Source organism: Kitasatospora sp. NPDC024654 (assembly GCF_055559155.1).
On the sequence record NZ_JBVHLF010000073.1, the window covers coordinates 1 to 18,227 of the forward strand.

The window sequence follows — 18,227 nt, forward strand, 5'->3', positions numbered from 1 at the left end:
GCGGGTTTGTTGGCCACCGGATCGGCACGGGATCGCCGTGGAGGCCCGCATGTGCACACATCACTGACACTCACCTGATGCGGTGGAGTGGTGTGTGGCAGGCGGTGGCGTCCAGCGGCGGGTGGTGGTAGGCGCTCGCGTGTGGCCCGAGGTGGTCGGCGCGGCAGCCGGACCGGCGGGAGATCCCGGCTCGTGCGGCACGGAGAGCATCGACGTCATCGCGCCGGCCCGGATTCGAAGCGGCCAGGAAGAACGGTGGTGGCAAGGAATCACCATGTCTATTTTTGGCGAAAGGCCAGAAACGCACACCTGACGTGTTTTGTAGACCTGGCGGTGGCATCGAGATCTCGCGGGAGGATGACGCCGAAATCCCTGCTGTCATGGACGACGGTGACGCCAGAGTCCGGGCGGACCCGGCTGGTCGGATCGCCCCGGCCAGGGCCAGACATCTGCTGACTTCGGCAGAGGAGGGTGCCACCAGCGGTCGGCATATTCACCTGGATGAGCTGAACGGTCCCGAAGACGGATCGATCGGCTTGATCATTGAGCGATCGTCCTGGCCGCGGGTTATGAAGCCCGATCCCACCCGCCGAGGACGGGCCATGGCCGGACTTGTGGGCTGCTCCGCCGGGACGATGCCGAGCAGCGCGGCCCGCCCTCGGCCCGGAACCGGCTGGAGGAGTCCAACTGGTCGCGGATCCGCGCCACATGACGTCGGCGTGTGCGTAACGAGATGCCGAGCCGACAGGCCACGGGCCCGTCCTTCGCCCCTTCGGCGAGCAGCATGATGATCTGGCCTTTCAGCACCGAGCCGGTGAGCTCGGTTCCGACGCCGTCGTCCAGGGCGCACGACCCGGCAGGGAACGTGCTCAGGCTTCGCGGTCGGGAAGCATCAACCAGGTTGCTCGGGTCGTATGGCGCGGCCATCAATGTGTCATCACCTCTCCGCGTTCACCTCAGCCGCCGGTCAACCATGGCGGGACCGGCGGTCGGCGGCATCAGCAGAACTACGCAGATCGGCTACGCAATCACTCGTTCCGCGGACCCGAAGTCAGTGCCGCGCCGACAGGCCACCGCGCCCTCCGTGGCTGGCGTGTGGAGGACGTGATCCGCTCTGGTACCACTTCGCCGACTCGGCCCCGTGCGGTTCCACCCCCTCGACCAACCAGCCGGGCGGCCACTGCGACCGTGACCCAGGCCAGCCGCATCATCGGCCCTCCGGGAGCCCGGGCGCATCGCGATCAGCCCGGCCGCCGGGCGTCGTGCGGCTGGGCGCGGGCCGTTCGCGCCGTTCGAGGTGATGTCCGGTCAGGCGTCGCACGGCAGCACCGACCGGCTCCGGAACCGCCCCTCATGAGCACCGGGCGGCCCGAGATCGGCGCGACCAACCTCGTCGCCACCTCCGCACCGGCGATGGCGCAGTTGCTCGGCGAACTGCTGCACGACTTCGAGCCGCTCGCCGACTCCGGGGCGCACCTGGTCGGCGGCGGGGAGCGGGTGGCGTTCGTGATGCGGCAGCAAGGGTTCCCCTGCCCCGCGCCCCGCTCGACCACGCGGTCGCCCCGCGGGGCCACTGACCTTTCTCGCAGGGCGGGTGGGCGGCCGAGCGACGATTCCCTCACGCCGCGCCGGGTGCCTCGCTCAGCAGGGCGCGGGTGAGGCTCGCCCGGTTGGAGACGCCGAGTTTGCGGTAGATCCGGCCGAGGTGGCTGTCGACCGTGCGCACGCTGAGGAACAGCCTGCTGGCGATCTCTCCGCTGGTCAGGCCGGTGCTGGTGAGGTGGGCGATCTCCCGCTCCCGTCCGGTGAGCAGGGCCAGTACGGCCGGCACGGCCAGGTCCGCGCCGCCCTGGGCGCTGGACGCGGCGAAAGCCGAGGGAGCAGCGGGAGCGGCCGGCGCGGAGAACAACCGGGCACGCTGGTGGGTGACTTCGTCGGCCAGCCGGGCCGAGCCGCACTGCTGGGCCAGCGCCGCAGCCTGCTCCAGCCACCCGTCCACCTGCTCGGTCCGCCCGGCGTCCAGCGCGAGCGCGGCCACCGCGACCAGCGTGCGGCCCACCTCGATGCGCTCACCACCGACGGTGAAGTCCGCGACCGCCGCCAGCCCGCTGAGCCGGGCCCGCTCGAGGTCCCCGCGCACGGTGTGGGCCCACATCCGTGCGCGTCCGGCGTACCCGCGCCGGCTGGCGGAGGGCAGCTCGTCGACCCGGGTCTCGGCCAGGTGCGCCCAGTGCTCGGCCATCGCCCGGTCGCCCTCGGCAACCGCAGCCCGCACCAGGGTCTCGTAGCAGCGTGGTTGGCGCCAGGCGGTGATCCGGGGCAGGTCGACGCCGCCTGCGGCGTCCAGCAGCAGCCGGCCCGCCCGGGCTGGATCGCCGGTGATCAGCACGAGTTCGGCGTGGGAGCAGCGGACGTTGACAGCCCAGGCGGTGACCTGACCGTCGGCGAGCGCCGCGGAGCGATCAGCCGAGGCGAGCACCTCGCGCATCTCGGCGGAACCGCCCTGCCACAGCAGGGCCTCGGCGCGGATCATCGCCAGCACCGCCTGGATCGCCGGGTTGCCGTCGAACTCGACGTGTCGGTCGGCCTCGTCGAGCGTGGCCAGCGTGCGGCGCAGGTTCCCGCAGCGCAGTTGGGTGTTGGCCAGCGCCATCAGGAGCGCGGGCTGGATGTACGTCTGCCCGGTGCGCCGGGACAGCGTCGCGCCTCGGGTGAGGTGGCGCTCGGCGGCGGCCAGGCGTCCGAGGATCCCTTCGGCCAGGCCCACTTGGTACAGGGCTTCCAGGTTGGTCAGGAGGGTGGCGTCGGAGATGGCGTCGACGAGTTCGACCGCGCTGTCCGCCGTGCGGTCGGCCGCGGCCAGGTCCCCGGTGAACAGGTGGGCGAGCGACACCTGGGCCAGGGACTTGGCCTCGTCGACCCGATCGTGGTTCCGGCGCGCGATCGCGGCGGCCGTCTCGGCATGCTGCCGACAGCTCTCGTAGTCCTGCAGGTCGTAGGCGCAGTCGGCGAGTTCGGCGTGCAGAGCGGCTGCCGTGGCGCAGTCGCGGTCGGCCAGGGCCGCGAGCCCGGCACGGGCCATGGCACCGGCTTCGGTGTAGCGGCCGAGCTGCCGTTCGGCCCGGCTCGCGTCGGCGAGTGTGGTCAGGTCGTGGTTCCCGCACGGCGGTTGGCCGACCACGGGCCGGCGCAGCGCGTCGAGCAGGGCCCGGCTCTCGGCGGCGTCCCCGGTCAGCAGCCGGGTCTGTGCGAGCAGTACCCGCGCTTCGTGCCAGTGCTCCCCGCCCTCTCGGAGCAGCGGCAGTACGGCCTCGAGATACTTGGCCGACACCGCCGGAGAGGAGTGCAGCGCGTCCCGCGCGGCGGCGATCAGGGTGGTGAGGTGCTCCGGCTCGTTCGGGTCGAGGCACCGCGCCACATGATGGGCCCGCCGGGCGATCGGTACTGCCAGCTTGGCGAGCGCGGCCGCCGAGCGGCGGTGCAGGTCCCGGCGCCGGCTGGGTTCGAGCTGCTGGTAGACGACCGCACCCACCGCCGGGTGGCGCAGTATCATCTTCGGCCCGGCTTCGGCCGGCCGCACCAGGTCGAGGCCGGTGAGCACGTCCAGTGCCCGCATGGCCTCGGCCAACTCCAGCCCCAGACCCGCGGCGAGCAGCTCCGGGTGGAACGAGTGATCGAACACCGCCGCGGCCTGGAGCACGGTGAGCGCGGTGTCATCGAGGCCGGCCAGCTCACCGAGGATCGCCGTGCCGGCCGCGGCGATCGCCTGGGCGTCGGCGGCCATGATCTTGAGGTACTGCGGATTGCCCTGGCCCTCGCGGCGGAGCTCCTCGAGGTCGGGGCGCTCGCCGAGCAACTCCCGGGTCGCTGCCCGGGAGAGCGGCCCGAGCTGCCACACCTCGAGCAGGCCGGCGGACATCGCGCGGGACAGCACGGCGGCGAGCGCGGGCGAGAGCTGGCGCTGCCGGTAGGCCAGCAGGCAGAGCAGTGAACCGGTGGCGGTCGCATGGAGCAACTGTCCCAGGCCCGGGATCTGATCGGCCGCAAGGTGGTGCAGGTCGTCCACGGCCACCACCGCGGCGCCGCCCCGCGCCACCAGCTCGCGCACGTCGCAGGGCTCGTCCAGCAGCGGCCGCAGGCCCGGGGGCGCGGGTGCGATCGCGTGCTGTCCCTGGGCCGCGTCCACCCGGACCCCTGCGGCCCTGGCGTGCGCGACGGCCGTGAACATCAGCGCGCTCTTGCCGATGCCCGGCTCCCCGACCAGCGCGATCGCCCGTCCGCCCGCCGTCTTCAGGCCACCCAGCACCCCCAGCAGCGCCTCGATCTCCCGCGCCCGCCCGAACAGCTGACGCCCCCCGGCGGCCACCCCCCACGCCGGCGAACCTTCGAGAAGAGATCCGCCGTCCCGTATTCCATCCGACATGAGCGGCACCTTAGTCGCACCGAGTGTCAGAATCATCAGCCGTGCACGGCGTCCGCACGGCTGACGACCGGTCACCGCCGTCCTGGTCGGGACGCACAACGGGTGGATCGACATCCCCCGCCGCTAGCTGCCCCGGGGCAGCTTGGGCGGTCGAGGCCTGGGGTGTTCACCGTGACTCTGCGGACGGGGTGTGCTCCTGGGGGACAGGCATGGTCCAGCTGCTCAGCAGCCGCAGGGACTCGGCGGTGGCGGAGCCGGGTTCGGCGGTGTAGACGCACAGGGTCTGGTCGGGGTCGCCGGCAGGTTGGAGGGCCTCGTAGGTGAAGTGGAGGTCGCCGACGACGGGGTGGCGGTAGTGCTTGCTGCCGTGGGTGCGGCGCAGGACGCGGTGGTCGTTCCACCAGGTGGCGAATTCGGGTGAGAGCAGGGTGAGTTCGCCCACGAGGTCGGCGAGTCGCCGGTCGTGCGGGTGGCGGCCCGCTTCGAGGCGGAGCATGGCGACGGTCTCGGCGGCGATCTGTGCCCAGTCTGCGACGCGGTCACGGGCGTCGGGGTTCAGGAGGTAGTAGCGGGCGAGGTTGCGCTGTGTGGCGGGGAGGGCGTCGAAGTCGGTCAGGACCGTGCGCGCCAGCCGGTTGGTGGCCAGCACGTCGGTGCGCCGGCCGATGATGAAGGCGGGGACGTGCTCCAAGGTCTGGAGCATGAGGTGCAGGCCCGGGCGGACCCGCTGCGGACCGATGGGGGTGCGGCGGGCGCGGGTGGGCCGTGCCAGCAGGTCCGTGAGGTGCTCGCGCTCCGCGAGATCGAGCTGGAGCGCGCCCACGAGGGCCTCGACGACCTCCGGGGACGGGGTTCCGGCGCGGCCTTGTTCGAGACGGGTGTAGTACTCGGTGCTCATGCCGGCGAGGCGGGCGACTTCGTCGCGGCGCAGTCCCGGCACCCGCCGGGGGCGGCCGTCCGCTGCCAGGCCCGCCCGGTCGGGAGTGATCCGGGCGCGACGGGAGCGCAGGAAGTCGGCGATCTCGCTACTACGGTCCATGCACCCAGTGTGGGGCAGTCACCTGCGGTGCGGTCCGCGCCGGGTTGCCCTGTCAGTACCTGCCTTCCCGATACCCGCCTGCCCAGGGCCGGTTGAAGCCCCGTGAGCGGAGCTCAGGGGTGGTGTGCTGGATGCGTGGCCGATGGCAGTCGGCCACGGTCCCCCTTGAGTCATCCCCTTTCGGAAGGTGTGCCGCATGTCCACGGAAACCATGGCCAAGCCCCTGACCGGCCGCGTGGCGGTCGTCACCGGTGCCTCCAGCGGCATCGGCGAGGCCTCGGCCGAACATCTGGCGGGGCTGGGCGCGCGCGTCGCCGTCCTGGCCCGGCGTGCGGACCGGCTGAACGAGCTGGTCTCCCGGATCGAGAAGAGCGGCGGCACCGCCTTGGCGATCGCTGTCGACGTGACCGATGCCGCGGCCGTGCGGTCGGCCGCCAGCCGGGTGGCGGCCGAGCTGGGCGGCGCCGACCTGCTGTTCAACAACGCGGGCGTGATGTTGCCCGCCCCGATCGAGGAGTTGGCCGCCGACCAGTGGCGGCGTCAGATCGACCTCAACATCACCGGGCTGATGAACGTCATCGGCGGGTTCACCCCGCAGTTGGTCAAGGCCGCCGGGGAGCGTGGTGTGGCCGACCTGATCAACACCTCGTCGATCGCGGCGCAGAACATCTTCCCGAACTTCGCCGTGTACTCCGCCAGCAAGGCGTACGTCACGCACCTCTCGCGTCATCTGCGTGCCGAGCTGGGCGCCAAGAACGTGCGGGTGTCGGCGCTCGAGCCGGGCATCGTCGTGACCGAGCTGCAGGACCACGTCACCGATGACGGTGCGCTCCAGTGGCTGGAGGGTTCCAAAGAGACGATGGAGTGGCTCTCGCCGCAGGACATCGCCGAGACCGTCGGCTTCATCGTCACGCTGCCACCGCGGGTGAATCTCCAGCAGGTCACGATCATGCCCACCCGCCAGCCCAACTGACCCTCCCGGCACCCCTTCTGGGCCCACCCGCGGCACGGGCGGGCCCGCCACGGTCCAGCGCCGACGCCAACCGCGCGCTGCCCGGACCTCGCGGAAGTGCCCGCTCAGTCACAGCGCCCAGGCCGCTCCGTGAAGGGGAGGGATCGGACCAGCCGGCGTACGCCGTGGTCGAACTGCGCGTCGCGGGGGATCTCCCGCCTGGTGTCCAGCGCGGATGCGACGAGCGGGAAGCGGTCCGCGTCGATGTCGGCGGTGCCGGTGGACTGGTCGCCCGTTGCGACCGGGCGCTCCGGCAGGCCGGCCCGGTCCCGCTCGCGGTCGTGCCGCGGCAAGGTGGACCGTGGCAAGGCCAAGGCCCGCGAGGTCGAGGCCAGCACAGCCACCGCACGCGTCCCGGCCGAGGCGGGGAGGAACCGGGTTCCGGGCCTCTCCCCGCCCGGAGCGTGGTCAGTCCGGCTTGCGGGCAATGCCGAAGAGGATCACGTCGACCAGGGCGCCGGCGACCTTCTCCGGGGGGCCCTCGGGCACGGTGCCCTCGATGGACCGCGCGATCAGCGGGCCGCTCAGCATCATCACGATCGCGGCGGGGTCGATGTCCGGGCGCAGCTCGCCGCTGGCGATCCCGTTCCTGAGGACCTGTCGCATCGCCTCTCGGCGGGGCTCGATCACGTCGGTGTAGTAGCGCTGGCGCAGTTGCGGGTACTTCACGCCCGCGGCCATCATTCCGTTGATGATCCGGGTGGCCCTGGTGTCCTGCAGGCGGGTGACCATGGTGGCGAGCAGCAGGGTCAGGTTCTCCCGGGTGGTCTGCCTGGTGGCCGCGGGGACCGGCTGGTTGAGCGAGGCCAGCGCGTCCACGAGCAGCGCGTCCTTGTTGGGCCAGCGCCGGTAGACGGTGTTCTTGCCGGCGCCGGCGCGGGCCGCGATGGCGTTGATGCTGATGTCGCCGAGGTCGGTGCCCTCGGCGAGCAGGTCGAGGGCGGCCCGCAGGATGGCCTGTTCGGAGTCGGCACTGCGTGGGCGCCCGCGGGCGGGGCGCTCGCCCGGCTGCGGGGTCTCAGTCGCCAACGGGCACCTTCTCTTCGGTCCGGGCCTGGCCGGGAACGGCGGGTGCGCCCGGCCCGTGCGGTCCGCCGTGGGCCAGGGCGTTGCGGCCGGGGAGCCACAGCAGGGCGATCAGCACGCCGAGTGCCCCGACGGTGACGGAGCCGCCGACCGCCAGGTGCATGGCGTGGACGAAGGAGTCGTTCGCGGGCGCGGCGAGCGCGTCGGCGCGCGGGCCGACCTTCTCGATGAAGGCCTGGGTAGCGGTGATCGAGCCGGACAGGTCCTTGACGGTACCGGGGCTGGAGTGCAGCTGGGGCACGGAGTCCAGGACGGGGGTCATCCGACTGCGGTAGGCGGAGGTGAGGATCGATCCGAGAACCGCGACGCCCAGGGCGCCGCCGACCTGGCGGACGGTGTTGCTGATAGCCGAGCCTTCGCCGGCCTTCTCGCGCGGTACCGAGGCCATCACCGCGGCGGTGGCCGGAGGCATCACGTTGGCCATGCCCATACCCATGGCGAACAGGGCGATCTCCAGGTGCCAGATCGGGCTGTCGGTGCCGACGAAGGCGTAGGAGCCGAGGGCGAGGGTGACCAGGGTCATGCCGGTGGCGGTGACCGCCTTGTGGCCGAAGCGCTTGACCAGGCCCGCGCTGCGCGAGGAGAAGATCAACTGGGCCGCCGCCAACGGGATCAGCAGCACGCCGCACTTCAGCGGCGAGAAGCCGCGGACGGCCTGCATGTAGAAGGAGAGGAAGAAGGTCAGACCCATCAGGGCGAAGAAGACCATGCCGACGACGGCGACGGCGGCCGAGAAGCTTCGGTGGCGGAAGAGCTTGACGTTGAGCGCGGGGTGGTCCGTCCTGCGCTCCCACAGGATGAACAGGACCAGCAGGACCACGCCGGCGGCGATGATGCCGAGCGCTTCGGGCTTGAGCCAGCCGATGTCGCCGGCCCGGATGATCCCGTAGACGAAGGCGGTGATGCCGGCGATCGACAGGGGCACGCCGACCGGGTCGAAGCGGCCCGGCCTGGGGTTCTTGGAGTCCGGGACGAGAACGACCATCAGGGCGAGGGCCAGCAGCACGATCGGGATGTTGACCAGGAAGACCGAACCCCACCAGAAGTGCTCGAGCAGGACGCCGCCGGTGATCGGGCCGATGGCGATGGCGATGCCGACGGCGCCGGACCAGATGCCGATGGCCTTGGCACGCTCCTTGGGCTCGAAGACGTTGGAGATGATCGCCAGCGTGGTGGGCATGACCGCGGCTCCGCCGACACCCATCAGGATGCGGGCGCCGATCAGCTCTCCCGGCGACTGCGAGTAGGCGGAGGCGAGCGAGGCGAGGCCGAACACCGTCATGCCGAGCAGCAACAGCTTCTTGCGGCCGATCCGGTCGCCCAGGACACCCCAGGTGAACAGCAGCCCGGCGAAGGCCAGGGTGTAGGCGTTGGTTGCCCACTCGAGGTCGGTCTCGGAGGCGCCGAGGCCCTTCACCGGGTCGGCGATGGTCTTGAGGGCGACGTTGAGGATGCTGGAGTCGAGGACGACGACCAGCAGGCTCAGCACCAGAACGCCCAGGATCGACCAGCGACGCTTGTGCACCCTGGGATCGACGGTGGGGGTGGTCATAGAAGGGTATTCCGTTCCCTGTGATTACGAGACTTTGGGGTCTCGAAAACGGTACCACGATTTACGAGACCTGGAAGGTCCGAAATGGTGATCCGTCCCACAGGGGCGCCGGAAGCCATCCACCGCGCACCCGGCGGCGTCCTGCGCCCGCGAAGCGGCGGCGCGCTGAGTCCGGCGGGGGAATCGCGCAGCGGGTGCCGGGCCGCCTCCACCGCGCTCTCACGTGGCGGCGAACGTGATCCGGGTGCCCTGAGCGGAGACGAGACGCCAGCTCGTGGCGGAGTCCGCCGCGAAGACGTGGGTGTAGCGGCTTCCGGTCGCGAAGGTGGTGCCATCGGAGGTGACGACGTTCATGCTGGTCCGCCCGACGACGATGGCGACGTCGCCGACGCGGCGGACCACGGCCTCCTCGGGGAAGGACTGGACGGCGGGGAAGGTGACGAGCCCGCGGGAGACCGCGTCGAGCAGCGTGGACCGGGGCACGACCGAGCCGTCCTCGACGCTGACCAGGATGAAGTCGTCTGCCAGCAGCTCGCCCAGGCGGGCGGTGTCGGCGGCGACCAAGGCGTCGAAGAAGCGCTGGTCGTGCTCGACCAGGGCCGCGCGGTCGCGGGAGTCGGTCACTGTGGGCATGTTCGCGTGTTCCGCTCTGTGGGGGAGCCGCTGCCACGGGTGCGCGGCAGCGGTCTTCCCGAAGCTACGCCTTGACGTGGGCGTCAAGGCCAGTCGGCCATCTGCGGGCGCCGGTCGGGTAGTTGGCAGTACCGGGCCGCTGGTCTGTCTGGCGCGGTGTCGGTTGGATGGTGGCGGACGTCCGGAAGGCTTGGGCCGGCGCGACATTATGCTGGGGGAATGGTTGTGGCGTTGCCTTCCGTGGTCGCGGGTCGGTGGCGGCCAGGTGCCGGGTTCGCCGTTCGCGTCGGGCGTCGCACGCGCGTGGAATCGCTGTGTCTCCTCACCGCGCCGTTGAGTGCCGCTGTCGGTCTGCTGCTGGTGGTCGCCGGGCTGTGCGTGGGAACGGTCGGTTCGTCGCTGCCGAACAGGTCGTCCGTCCCGGCCCGGGCTCTGGCGCTGGCGCGGTGGCCCGGCGACCTGGAGTGGTGGCGGATCGGCCAGGTGCGTTCCCGGGCCGGCGGGGCACGGGACACGGGCCGGCGGCCGGGGTCGGAGGAGACGGCCGACGCGGCCGACCCCGGGCTGTGGCTCGACCTGGCGCACGCGGTGACGGTGCTCCCCGTCGTACTGGCCACCACGGTGGTGACGGCACTGTGGTGGTTCGTGGGAGTCGCGACCGCCACCTACCCCGCAACCGGGTCACGCCCGGGTCGCTGCGGCCCATGACGCTGTACGCGGGTGGCGGCCGGTCCCACATCGCGGTGAGTCTGGGGCTGACGTCGCCGGCCGGGCGGCTCGCCTTCGTGATCACAGTCGCCGTGCTACTGCTGTGCACACTGCCGCTGGTGACCCGGGTGTGCGTCGCGGCCCAGGCCGGTCTCGGGCAGGCTCTGCTGTCCAACATGTCCGCGTTGCGCCGCAGGATCAGCGGACTGGAGCAGGAGCGCGACAGCGCCCGCGCCACCTCCGCCGCCGACCTCCCGGTCTCGGCGACGATCCGCACAGCCCCCTCACGGAACTCCGCGTCGAACTTCCGCCTCTTCTCCGCCATGACTCCCAACTTCCCCTTCAGTCACAGCCTCTACGCTACGAGGGGAAGGTCACCTACCAGGGCGGTCTGATGACGTCCTGGGGCAGCAGCCGTTGAGTACCGCCCGAGGCCCCGGACCGGGGAAGCCGCGTGCGAAGCCGCTCGACCTCACCCCACCTCGTACCCGCGCCATGCTCCCGACCGGCAAGGGTGATGGCGGGGTCGGCGTGTCGGCTGTGGTCGCACACCCCGACGGATGTGCGGCCGGGCACCTCGGGGCGGTGAGCCGTCGAGGTGCCCGGAGTGTGCCTGCGGTCGGGGCGTCAGCGCCGGGTGAGCTGCTCCAAGATCCAGTCGACCAGCGGTCTGGTCACCTCGCTGTGCTCGCTGTTGCGGGTGTCGCACTTGTACTGGTCGAGCGCGCTCTTCTCGTAAGCGGCTTCGACCTTCTCGTACGGGTCGATGTTCCACTTGGCCGGGTCGAAGTCCAGCGCGACGGAGCTCACGGAGGGGACGAAGTTGCTGAGCTTGTACGCGTCCGGGATCTCGGCGTTCAGCGCCTCGGCGATGTCGCCGAAGGTGTCGAGGATGCCGCCGGGCGCGCCGTCGAGGCCGGGGACGTGCGAGGTGAAGCCGCGCCGCACCTGCCCCAGGGCCCGCATCTCGCCGATCGGCTGGTGCTCACCGCGGTCGGGCTGGAAGTTCGCCTCCACGTAGTAGACCAGCGGCAGCTGCTTCTTGAAGGCCTGGGCGCCGGCCGGCAGGTCGCGTCCGCTGCCGTTCCCGGTGCCGTTGGCCACGCCCAGTTTGCGCGGGCGGACCGGGAACTGGCCGAGCTCCTCGAGCTCGGCCAGGAACTGCGTGCGCAGCTCGCTGGCCGTGGCGACCGGGCCGGAGTACTTCGCGTCGGGGACCCAGGCCCAGAGCAGCTGTTGCGCGGCGGGGCTCTTGATCAGCTCGGCCGGCTTGATCCTGCCGGGCTCGACCGGCGCCGACTCGAAGAAGTAGGCGAGCTGCTGGAGGATCAGTGGGATCCAGGCGCCGTTGTGCGGGGAGTCCCAGGAGAGGTAGGTGCCGGTCTGGTGGTCGATTCGCTGGCTCTCCATCTCGGCGAGGGCGTAGCGGGTGATCACGCCACCCATGCTCACCCCGCCGACGATCAGCTCCGCGTCGCCCTCTCGCTCCGAGATGGCCCGCTGGATGGCACTGATCGCCACTCCGGCGTTGGCCTGGATGTAGGTGTGCCGCCGTTCGAAGCCGAGCAGGATGACGTCGATGCCGGCGGCGAGCAGCTGGTCGAGGAAGCCGACCTTGCTTCCCTCGTAGGGCGCGTTGAAGTACGCGAACAGGCCCGGCAGGTCGCTGGGGCCGTAGTTGAACCCGTCGGCGAAGATGAACGGCCGCCGCAGCCGCTCGTGTCCGTCGGCGCGGTAGACGGCGGCCGTGCCCTGGGCCACCTCGCGCCGGTACGGCCGGGCCGACCGAAGGTCCCAGACCTCGTCCGCCTGCCGCCCGCCGGCCCGGCGCGCCGCGCCGATCCGGGTGCCGAACCACGGCCCCGGGGGAAGGTGCCGGGTGAGTTCCGCCAGCTTCTCCGTCGAGGTCGTCCCCTCGCCCTGTGCCAACGTCAGTTCGACGTCGATCCTTGGTTCCTGCGCCATGAGTGCTTACCGCCTTCTGGGTGGGCGCCTGCTGATGGGGCCGATGCGGTGGCTGCCACCGCGATCGGATCGAACCGGCATGCGCGACATGGGAGTTGCTGCAATCCCGCGGAAGTGGCGAGAATGTCCGCCGGCCCATCCGCCGTGATCGACTGTAACAGTCTGATTACATTCCGTGCTGCAGGCTGCGGGGTGTGCGGGTGCCGCCACTCTGACGCTCGGTTCCCTGGTGGTGCAGAGCGGCTCCCGTCCGCTGGTGCTGACGAGGTGGGCGTGGCGCTGGACCTGACACGTTCCGCGGGCGACGAGGCGGCCGAGGCCGCGCTCCTCGCCGTGTCCGCACTCGCCGTGTCCGCACTCGGCGAGGCCCTCGACGGCGAGACGGCCCTCGCTCTGGAGCAGCTCCGCCACACGGCGGCCATCCTGGACGCGCTGCCCGACGACCACGCCGTCGACCTGTGCGAGCCGCTGGCCCGGCTCGCCTGGGCGGAGACGCGGCTCGACCGGTTCGCCGACACCGACCGGCACGCCGAACGCGGTCTCGCCCTGGCCCGCCGCGCCGGCCGGACCGCGGTCGTGCCCTACCTGCTGTTGAGCAAGGCCCACGTGGGTTCGCACGCGGGGCGGCTGACCCACGCGCTCGGGCAGTTGGACGAGGCCGAGGAGATCGCGCGCGGCCTCGGCAGCGACGAGTTGCTCGTCCTGGTCCTCGGCGTCAGGACCCAGGTGCTGGCGGCCCGCTGCCCGCCGGGCGATCCGCGGCCGATGGCGGCGGCGAGCGAAGCGGCGGACCGCGCCGGCGTGCGCGGGAACTGGCCGAGGCCGGCGGCGCCGGCTCGCTGGCCGGGCTGGCCGAGGCGGTGGGGGCTGAGCCGGCGGCCGTGCCCGCGCAACAGCACGCCGCCCCGGAACAGGACGATGAGGCCGACCAGGAGGCCGATCGCGGGGACGATCAGAGCGGCGATCACCGGTGCCCCCGTCCCGTCGGCTCCGGCGGCTGCCAGGCCGGCACGGGCGCGGGCTCCGCGCCGGACAGCAGCCGGGCGAGCCGCGCCGTGTCCTGGATCCACCCGATGGAGAGCTGCTGCCCGCTGAGCAGGGTCACCGCCAGCACCTCGTAGTTGCCGCGCAGGAAGCTGCTGACCCTGATCCGTCGCAGGCTCTTGATCTCGGTGCGCGGAATGGCGTGGGTGCCGGTCAGCCGCCGCCAGACGAAGCCCTCCTGGTGGACCGTCACCTCCTGCCGCCACCCGGGGACGACCGGCGAGCCCGCCAGGGCGCCCACCGCGAGGCCGTACAGCCCGTCGAGGACCTCGCCGGTGCTGATTCCGACCACCCCCGCGACCAGCGCGAAGGCGGCGATGTACGCCAGGTAGCCGCCGAGGCCGAGGGTGCCCCGAAGACGCACCACCACGGGACCGAGTCGGGTTTCGTCCGGCTGGGTCACCTCATCACCGAGCCGGTGAGTTTGTTTCCGGTGTCGTTGTCCACGGCGCAGGTGACCCGGCGGTCGCCGTTCCCCCAGGAGTCCGCGGTGGGCGTGAAGTCGACGATGTTCGCGTCGTCGCCGAGCTTGGTCTGGTCGACGGTGATGCCGGACGCCATCTTCTGACAGGCGTCGTCGGCCTCGCTCTTGACCGTCGCGTCGTCGTAGGAGTCGTCGGTGAGCGTGGAGATGCCGAGGACCTGGGCGTCGTGTGGTCGGGTGCACGGGACGGCCTCGATCGCCCGCACCGTGCTCTGCCCGGCGGCGTTCGGCTCGTCGAAGCACTGGCTGAGGCTCAGGCTGCCCACGTCGAGTGAGCCGCTCCCGGTGACGTTGTTGTCGGCGTCGAGCTTCGCGGTACGGCTCGTGAGGCCGCCACTCAACCCGACGAAGGCGAGGAGGCCGAGGACCCCACGAGTACCACGCCCAGGGTGACGAACTTGGCGATCAGGGACGGGTCGCGCTTGGGCTTCGCGGGCTCGAAGTAGCCGGGCGGTTCGGTGACCGGCCCGCCGAACCGGTGACCGGCCGGGACCTCCTGCAAGAACTCCCCGGAACCGCCGCCATGGTGTCGGCCGTTCGCGTTGCTCGGGTCGTATGGCACAGCCATCGCCTTGTCGTCACCTCTCCGCGTTCACTTCGGTCGCCCGACTATGGCGGGGCAGCGCAGTGGTGGCATCGGTAGAACTACGCGGTTCGACTACGCAATCCCCTGCTGAACGACGACACCGGAAGAGGTCGCGGCCGCGCAGGACGTCCGCCCGTCGCTCCGTCGCTCGGACGCGGGTGGGAGGTCGTGTTCCTCGAGGACCTCCCGGAGGGTGGAACCAGCGCTCCCCGAAGGCGTCCCCGGGAGCCAGGACCTCCAGGGAGTCACGAGCGGTATCGGACGGGACCACGGGCTGCGTGCCGCGAGCGGACCCCACCTCACCACAGAAGACATAAACCCCGATCCGCAGGGAAATCGCTACATCTCACCCTCACTCGAGGAGAGCCGAACCTGCATCGCATTGTGTGAAGAGTCCTCGGGTGGCACGCTCAGCTTCGTGATCAACGTACGGGCGCGCGCCGCAGCTGCCACAGGGGTGGACGCATGGTGGCATCGCGCGCTGTCCCCAGGTGAGCGGCCCGGTGCCGGAAGGCCGGACTGGGCGGCCTTCGTCGACGAGGTGATCTCCGCGCTGCCGTCGGTCACCACGCCGCCGCCGGGTGAACTCCCGGGCCTCACCGGGTTCACGGCGCTTCTGACGCCGTTCGCCGAGCGCGCCGCGGAGCGGCTGACAGGCCGGGGCGACGAAGCCGTGATCGATCTCCCCGCGATTCGGGGCGTGTTCGTGTCCCGGCTGACCCGGGTCCTGGCCGGGCGTTCGGCCCGCACCCTGGTGCTGGAACTCAACGTGGCCAGGGTGAACGGGCGGTTGTCCGGCGACACGCCGGCCGACCGGTTCCGCGACTTCATCGCGCTGACGTCCCGCCAGGACGGCCTGGGGTCGGTGCTCGACGAGTACCCGCTGCTCGGGCGGCTGCTCGGGCAGACCTGCCGGAACGCCGTAGCGGCACTGACCGAGCTGCTCGACCGGTTCCGCGCGGACCGGGCGGAGATCGTCGCGACACTGCTGGAGGGAACCGAACCGGGCCCCCTGGTCGCGGTGGACGCTGGTGCCGGCGACCGGCACCAGCAGGGGCGCGGCGTCGCACTGCTGCGCTTCGCCGACGACCGTCGGGTGGTCTACAAGCCTCGGTCACCACGGATGCACCGGCACTTCAACGAGCTGGTCGGATGGTTCAACGCGCGGGCGGAGGTGGCGGAGGTACCGGCGCTGCCGGTGCTGGGGCTGCTGGAGCAGGACGGGTACGGCTGGACCGAGTTCGTCGCCCACCGCCCGTGCACCACGCCGCGTCAGCTCGACCGCTTCTACCGGCGGCAGGGCGCGCTGCTGGCCCTGCTCCACGCGGTGGGTGGCACCGACCTGCACCACGAGAACCTGATCGCGCGCGGCGACGAACCGGTGCTGATCGACGTCGAGACGCTCTTCCACCCACAGCCGGCGGCCCACGGCGTCGAGGACCCGGCGGTCGAGGCCCTGCGGTCGTCGGTGTACCGCACCGGCCTGCTCCCGCGGCTCCTCCTCGGGGACCGGACGGCGCTGGACGCCTCCGGTCTCGGCGGCGACCCGGGGGAGCCGCTACCGGTGGCCTCGGTGAGCTGGGCGGACGCGGGCACCGACCGGATGCGCCTGGTCCGTCGCCCCGGGACGCTCCCCGGCGCCGCCAACCGGCCCGGGCTCACCGGCAGCCTGGCCGAACCCGCGGCACACACCGACGCGCTGCTGTCCGGGTTCCGGGCCGGCTACCGGGCGATCGTCGCCGGGCGCCGGGAACTGCTGGGCCCGGCCGGGCTGTTGACGATCTTCGCGGCCGACGAGGCCCGGGTGGTGGTGCGTCCCACGCGGACCTACGCGACGCTGCTGGCCGAGGCGACGCACCCGGACGTGCTGCGCGACGCGGCGGCCAGGGACGCGCTGTTCGGCCTGCTGGACAGCGACGAGCTCGCCCGGCCGAGTCACCCCGGCCTCCTCGCCCACGAGGTGGCGCAACTGCGGGACGACGACGTCCCCCTGTTCACCACCCGGCCGGGGTCGTCGGACCTGTGGAGCGGTACCGGGGCGCGGATTCCGGGCGTCCTCGCCCGGCCCGGCCTGGACCTGGTGACCGAGCGGATCCGCAGGCTGGGCGAGGCGGACCGGGAGGCCCAGGAGTGGGTCATCCGCGCGGCGATGGCCGCCAGGTCGACCGTCGCGCCGCACCGGCCCGCCCGGCCGCGCCCGGGAGGCCCCCGCGGCGCGGGCGGGTCCGGCGCGGACCCGGAACGGCTGCTCGTCGCCGCCCGCCGCATCGGCGACCGGCTCGTCGCGCTGGCCCACCGCGGCCCGGATCGGGCGAACTGGCTCGGTCTGGAGGTCCTCGGCGACCGGTACTTCCAACTCCGGCCCTGCGGTGCCGACCTGGGCGGCGGCTATCCGGGCGTGGCCCTGTTCCTCGCCCAACTGGCCGACCTCACCGGGACCGACCGCTACGCGGAGCTCGCCCGCCGTGCGCTGCGGCCGCTGCCCGCCCTGCTGGAGCGGCTCGCGGCCGAACCGGACGACGCCCTCGCGGTCGGTCCGGGCGGCCTGGCCGGACTGGGCGGCATCGCCTACGCCGTGACCGCGACCGCCCGGGCGCTGGACGACCCGGAGACCGCCGCGCTGACCACTCCGGCGACCGCCCTCACCGTCCGGGCCGCGACCGCCGAAGCGGCGTCAGGGGTGGCCGACGGTCTGGCTGGTGGTCTCGCGGCCCTGCTGGCCGTGCACCGGGCCAGCGGCTCGGAGGAGGCATGGCGCGGCGCGGCCCGGTGCGCGGCCGAACTCGTTGCCCGGCCGCTGCCGCCCGGGGCGGGCCTGCTCACCGGGGAGGCCGGGGTCGGCTGGGCGCTGCTCGGCTTCGCGGAGGCGGGCGGCGGCGTGGAGTACCGGCGCGCCGGACTGACGGCCCTGCGGAACGCCGCCGAGCGGGTGTCCGGCGACTCGTGGTGCCAGGGCCTGCCGGGGGTCGCGCTGGCGGTGGCCGACCGCCCGGCCGCCGCGGCCGACCCGCTGTTGGCGGGCGTCGTCGAGCGGACCGTCCGTGAGCTCGCCGACCTGGTGCCGTCGGCGGACCACAGCCTGTGCCACGGCGAACTGGGTGGTCTGGAGCTGCTGAACCGACTGTCCGACCCGATGTCCCGTGCCGTGCGGGACCGGCGCGCGGGGCTGCTGTGGACCGCTCTCGACCGGCATGGACCGGGCTGCGGCACCCCGGGCGGGCTGGTGGTTCCCGGTCTGCTGACCGGCCTCGCGGGCATCGGCCACGGCCTGCTGCGGCTGGGCTTCCCCGACCGGATCGCCTCGGCGCTGCTGCTGCGCGCCGAGCCCTGAGCATGCGTCACCCTACCGAGATCGTGACGCCTGAGGAGAGGAAAAGACGCCATGGAGACTCTCGACCTGGTCCGTTCGTGGAAGCGACCCGACCTGCGGACGGACGGCATGCCGGGCCACCCCGCCGGTGCGATCACACTGCGGACCTCCGGCGCGCTCGCCCGACGGGCGGACCTGCTGTCGGGCTACGGTTCGGCCTACGCCTCGGAGACGGTTTCCCTGCCCTACGAGACCATGTCCTGCCCGGTCGTCCCGGGGGAGGACGACGACCGGGTGTGAGCCGGGTCGTCCTGGGCCGACGCCCGCCGCGCACGGTGGGCGTCCGCCCGGCCGGAGGCTGGGAAGGGGCGGGAGGGCCACGGCA

Annotated in this window: 16 protein-coding genes and 1 pseudogene; 6 read left to right on the forward strand and 11 right to left on the reverse strand. The window is 72.3% G+C overall.

Annotation, left to right across the window (positions count from 1 at the left end; translation table 11 throughout):
• Window positions 1-380 precede the first annotated feature (380 nt).
• On the forward strand, window positions 381-788 hold the full coding sequence (locus tag ACZ38L_RS30455; protein ID WP_465699357.1) for an Imm32 family immunity protein: 408 nt from the start codon (window positions 381-383) through the stop codon (window positions 786-788).
• 520 nt (window positions 789-1,308) lie between these two features.
• Here the strand turns inward: ACZ38L_RS30455 and ACZ38L_RS30460 are convergent.
• From ACZ38L_RS30460 to ACZ38L_RS30470, 3 genes are all read right to left on the reverse strand, one after another.
• Complete coding sequence (locus ACZ38L_RS30460; protein WP_465699274.1) at window positions 1,309-1,521, reverse strand: hypothetical protein; 213 nt, start codon at window positions 1,519-1,521, stop codon at window positions 1,309-1,311.
• 97 nt (window positions 1,522-1,618) lie between these two features.
• On the reverse strand, window positions 1,619-4,423 hold the full coding sequence (locus tag ACZ38L_RS30465) for a helix-turn-helix transcriptional regulator (protein WP_465699277.1): 2,805 nt from the start codon (window positions 4,421-4,423) through the stop codon (window positions 1,619-1,621).
• A 166-nt stretch (window positions 4,424-4,589) separates the two neighbouring features.
• The gene (locus tag ACZ38L_RS30470; protein WP_465699279.1) at window positions 4,590-5,462 is read right to left on the reverse strand and encodes a helix-turn-helix transcriptional regulator; all 873 of its coding nucleotides are present in this window, start codon (window positions 5,460-5,462) and stop codon (window positions 4,590-4,592) included.
• Between the two features lie 196 nt (window positions 5,463-5,658).
• On the opposite strand from ACZ38L_RS30470, the gene ACZ38L_RS30475 reads away from it, so the two are divergent.
• The gene (locus ACZ38L_RS30475) at window positions 5,659-6,435 is read left to right on the forward strand and encodes an SDR family oxidoreductase (RefSeq protein WP_465699282.1); all 777 of its coding nucleotides are present in this window, start codon (window positions 5,659-5,661) and stop codon (window positions 6,433-6,435) included.
• A gap of 104 nt (window positions 6,436-6,539) precedes the next feature.
• Here the strand turns inward: ACZ38L_RS30475 and ACZ38L_RS30480 are convergent, their stop codons facing one another.
• From ACZ38L_RS30480 to ACZ38L_RS30495, 4 genes are all read right to left on the reverse strand, one after another.
• On the reverse strand, window positions 6,540-6,767 hold the full coding sequence (locus ACZ38L_RS30480; protein WP_465699284.1) for a hypothetical protein: 228 nt from the start codon (window positions 6,765-6,767) through the stop codon (window positions 6,540-6,542).
• 115 nt (window positions 6,768-6,882) lie between these two features.
• A complete protein-coding gene (locus ACZ38L_RS30485; RefSeq protein WP_465699286.1) occupies window positions 6,883-7,503 on the reverse strand; it encodes a TetR/AcrR family transcriptional regulator in 621 nt (206 codons plus the stop codon).
• Window positions 7,493-9,112: an MFS transporter gene (locus ACZ38L_RS30490; RefSeq protein ID WP_465699289.1), complete on the reverse strand. Its 1,620-nt coding sequence runs from the start codon at window positions 9,110-9,112 to the stop codon at window positions 7,493-7,495. The genes ACZ38L_RS30485 and ACZ38L_RS30490 overlap by 11 nt, the downstream gene beginning before the upstream one ends.
• 219 nt (window positions 9,113-9,331) lie before the next feature.
• Window positions 9,332-9,745 carry a YybH family protein gene (locus tag ACZ38L_RS30495; protein WP_465699293.1) on the reverse strand — a complete coding sequence of 138 codons (414 nt, stop codon included), beginning with the start codon at window positions 9,743-9,745 and terminating at the stop codon, window positions 9,332-9,334.
• A 333-nt stretch (window positions 9,746-10,078) separates the two neighbouring features.
• Here ACZ38L_RS30495 and ACZ38L_RS30500 point away from each other — a divergent pair, with 333 nt between their 5' ends.
• Window positions 10,079-10,453 (forward strand): sensor domain-containing protein, encoded by a 375-nt coding sequence (locus ACZ38L_RS30500; RefSeq protein WP_465699359.1) that lies wholly within the window; start codon window positions 10,079-10,081, stop codon window positions 10,451-10,453.
• Between the two features lie 265 nt (window positions 10,454-10,718).
• Here ACZ38L_RS30500 and ACZ38L_RS30505 read toward each other — a convergent pair.
• Together ACZ38L_RS30505 and ACZ38L_RS30510 are read right to left on the reverse strand one after the other, a co-directional pair.
• A pseudogene (locus tag ACZ38L_RS30505) lies at window positions 10,719-10,778 on the reverse strand (hypothetical protein); the annotation flags it as partial.
• A 302-nt stretch (window positions 10,779-11,080) separates the two neighbouring features.
• Window positions 11,081-12,418 carry a lipase family protein gene (locus ACZ38L_RS30510; protein WP_465699295.1) on the reverse strand — a complete coding sequence of 446 codons (1,338 nt, stop codon included), beginning with the start codon at window positions 12,416-12,418 and terminating at the stop codon, window positions 11,081-11,083.
• A 273-nt stretch (window positions 12,419-12,691) separates the two neighbouring features.
• Between ACZ38L_RS30510 and ACZ38L_RS30515 the strand changes: the two genes are divergently transcribed.
• Window positions 12,692-13,513 (forward strand): sirohydrochlorin chelatase family protein, encoded by an 822-nt coding sequence (locus ACZ38L_RS30515; protein ID WP_465699297.1) that lies wholly within the window; start codon window positions 12,692-12,694, stop codon window positions 13,511-13,513.
• 348 nt (window positions 13,514-13,861) lie between these two features.
• On the opposite strand, the gene ACZ38L_RS30520 is transcribed toward ACZ38L_RS30515, so the two are convergent.
• Window positions 13,862-14,287: a septum formation family protein gene (locus ACZ38L_RS30520; RefSeq protein ID WP_465699299.1), complete on the reverse strand. Its 426-nt coding sequence runs from the start codon at window positions 14,285-14,287 to the stop codon at window positions 13,862-13,864.
• Window positions 14,284-14,514 carry a hypothetical protein gene (locus tag ACZ38L_RS30525; RefSeq protein ID WP_465699302.1) on the reverse strand — a complete coding sequence of 77 codons (231 nt, stop codon included), beginning with the start codon at window positions 14,512-14,514 and terminating at the stop codon, window positions 14,284-14,286. The genes ACZ38L_RS30520 and ACZ38L_RS30525 overlap by 4 nt, the downstream gene beginning before the upstream one ends.
• Window positions 14,515-14,950: 436 nt before the next feature.
• Here ACZ38L_RS30525 and ACZ38L_RS30530 point away from each other — a divergent pair, with 436 nt between their 5' ends.
• The gene (locus ACZ38L_RS30530; RefSeq protein ID WP_465699304.1) at window positions 14,951-17,863 is read left to right on the forward strand and encodes a type 2 lanthipeptide synthetase LanM family protein; all 2,913 of its coding nucleotides are present in this window, start codon (window positions 14,951-14,953) and stop codon (window positions 17,861-17,863) included.
• A 51-nt stretch (window positions 17,864-17,914) separates the two neighbouring features.
• A complete protein-coding gene (locus ACZ38L_RS30535; protein WP_465699306.1) occupies window positions 17,915-18,142 on the forward strand; it encodes a hypothetical protein in 228 nt (75 codons plus the stop codon).
• Window positions 18,143-18,227: the final 85 nt, after the last annotated feature.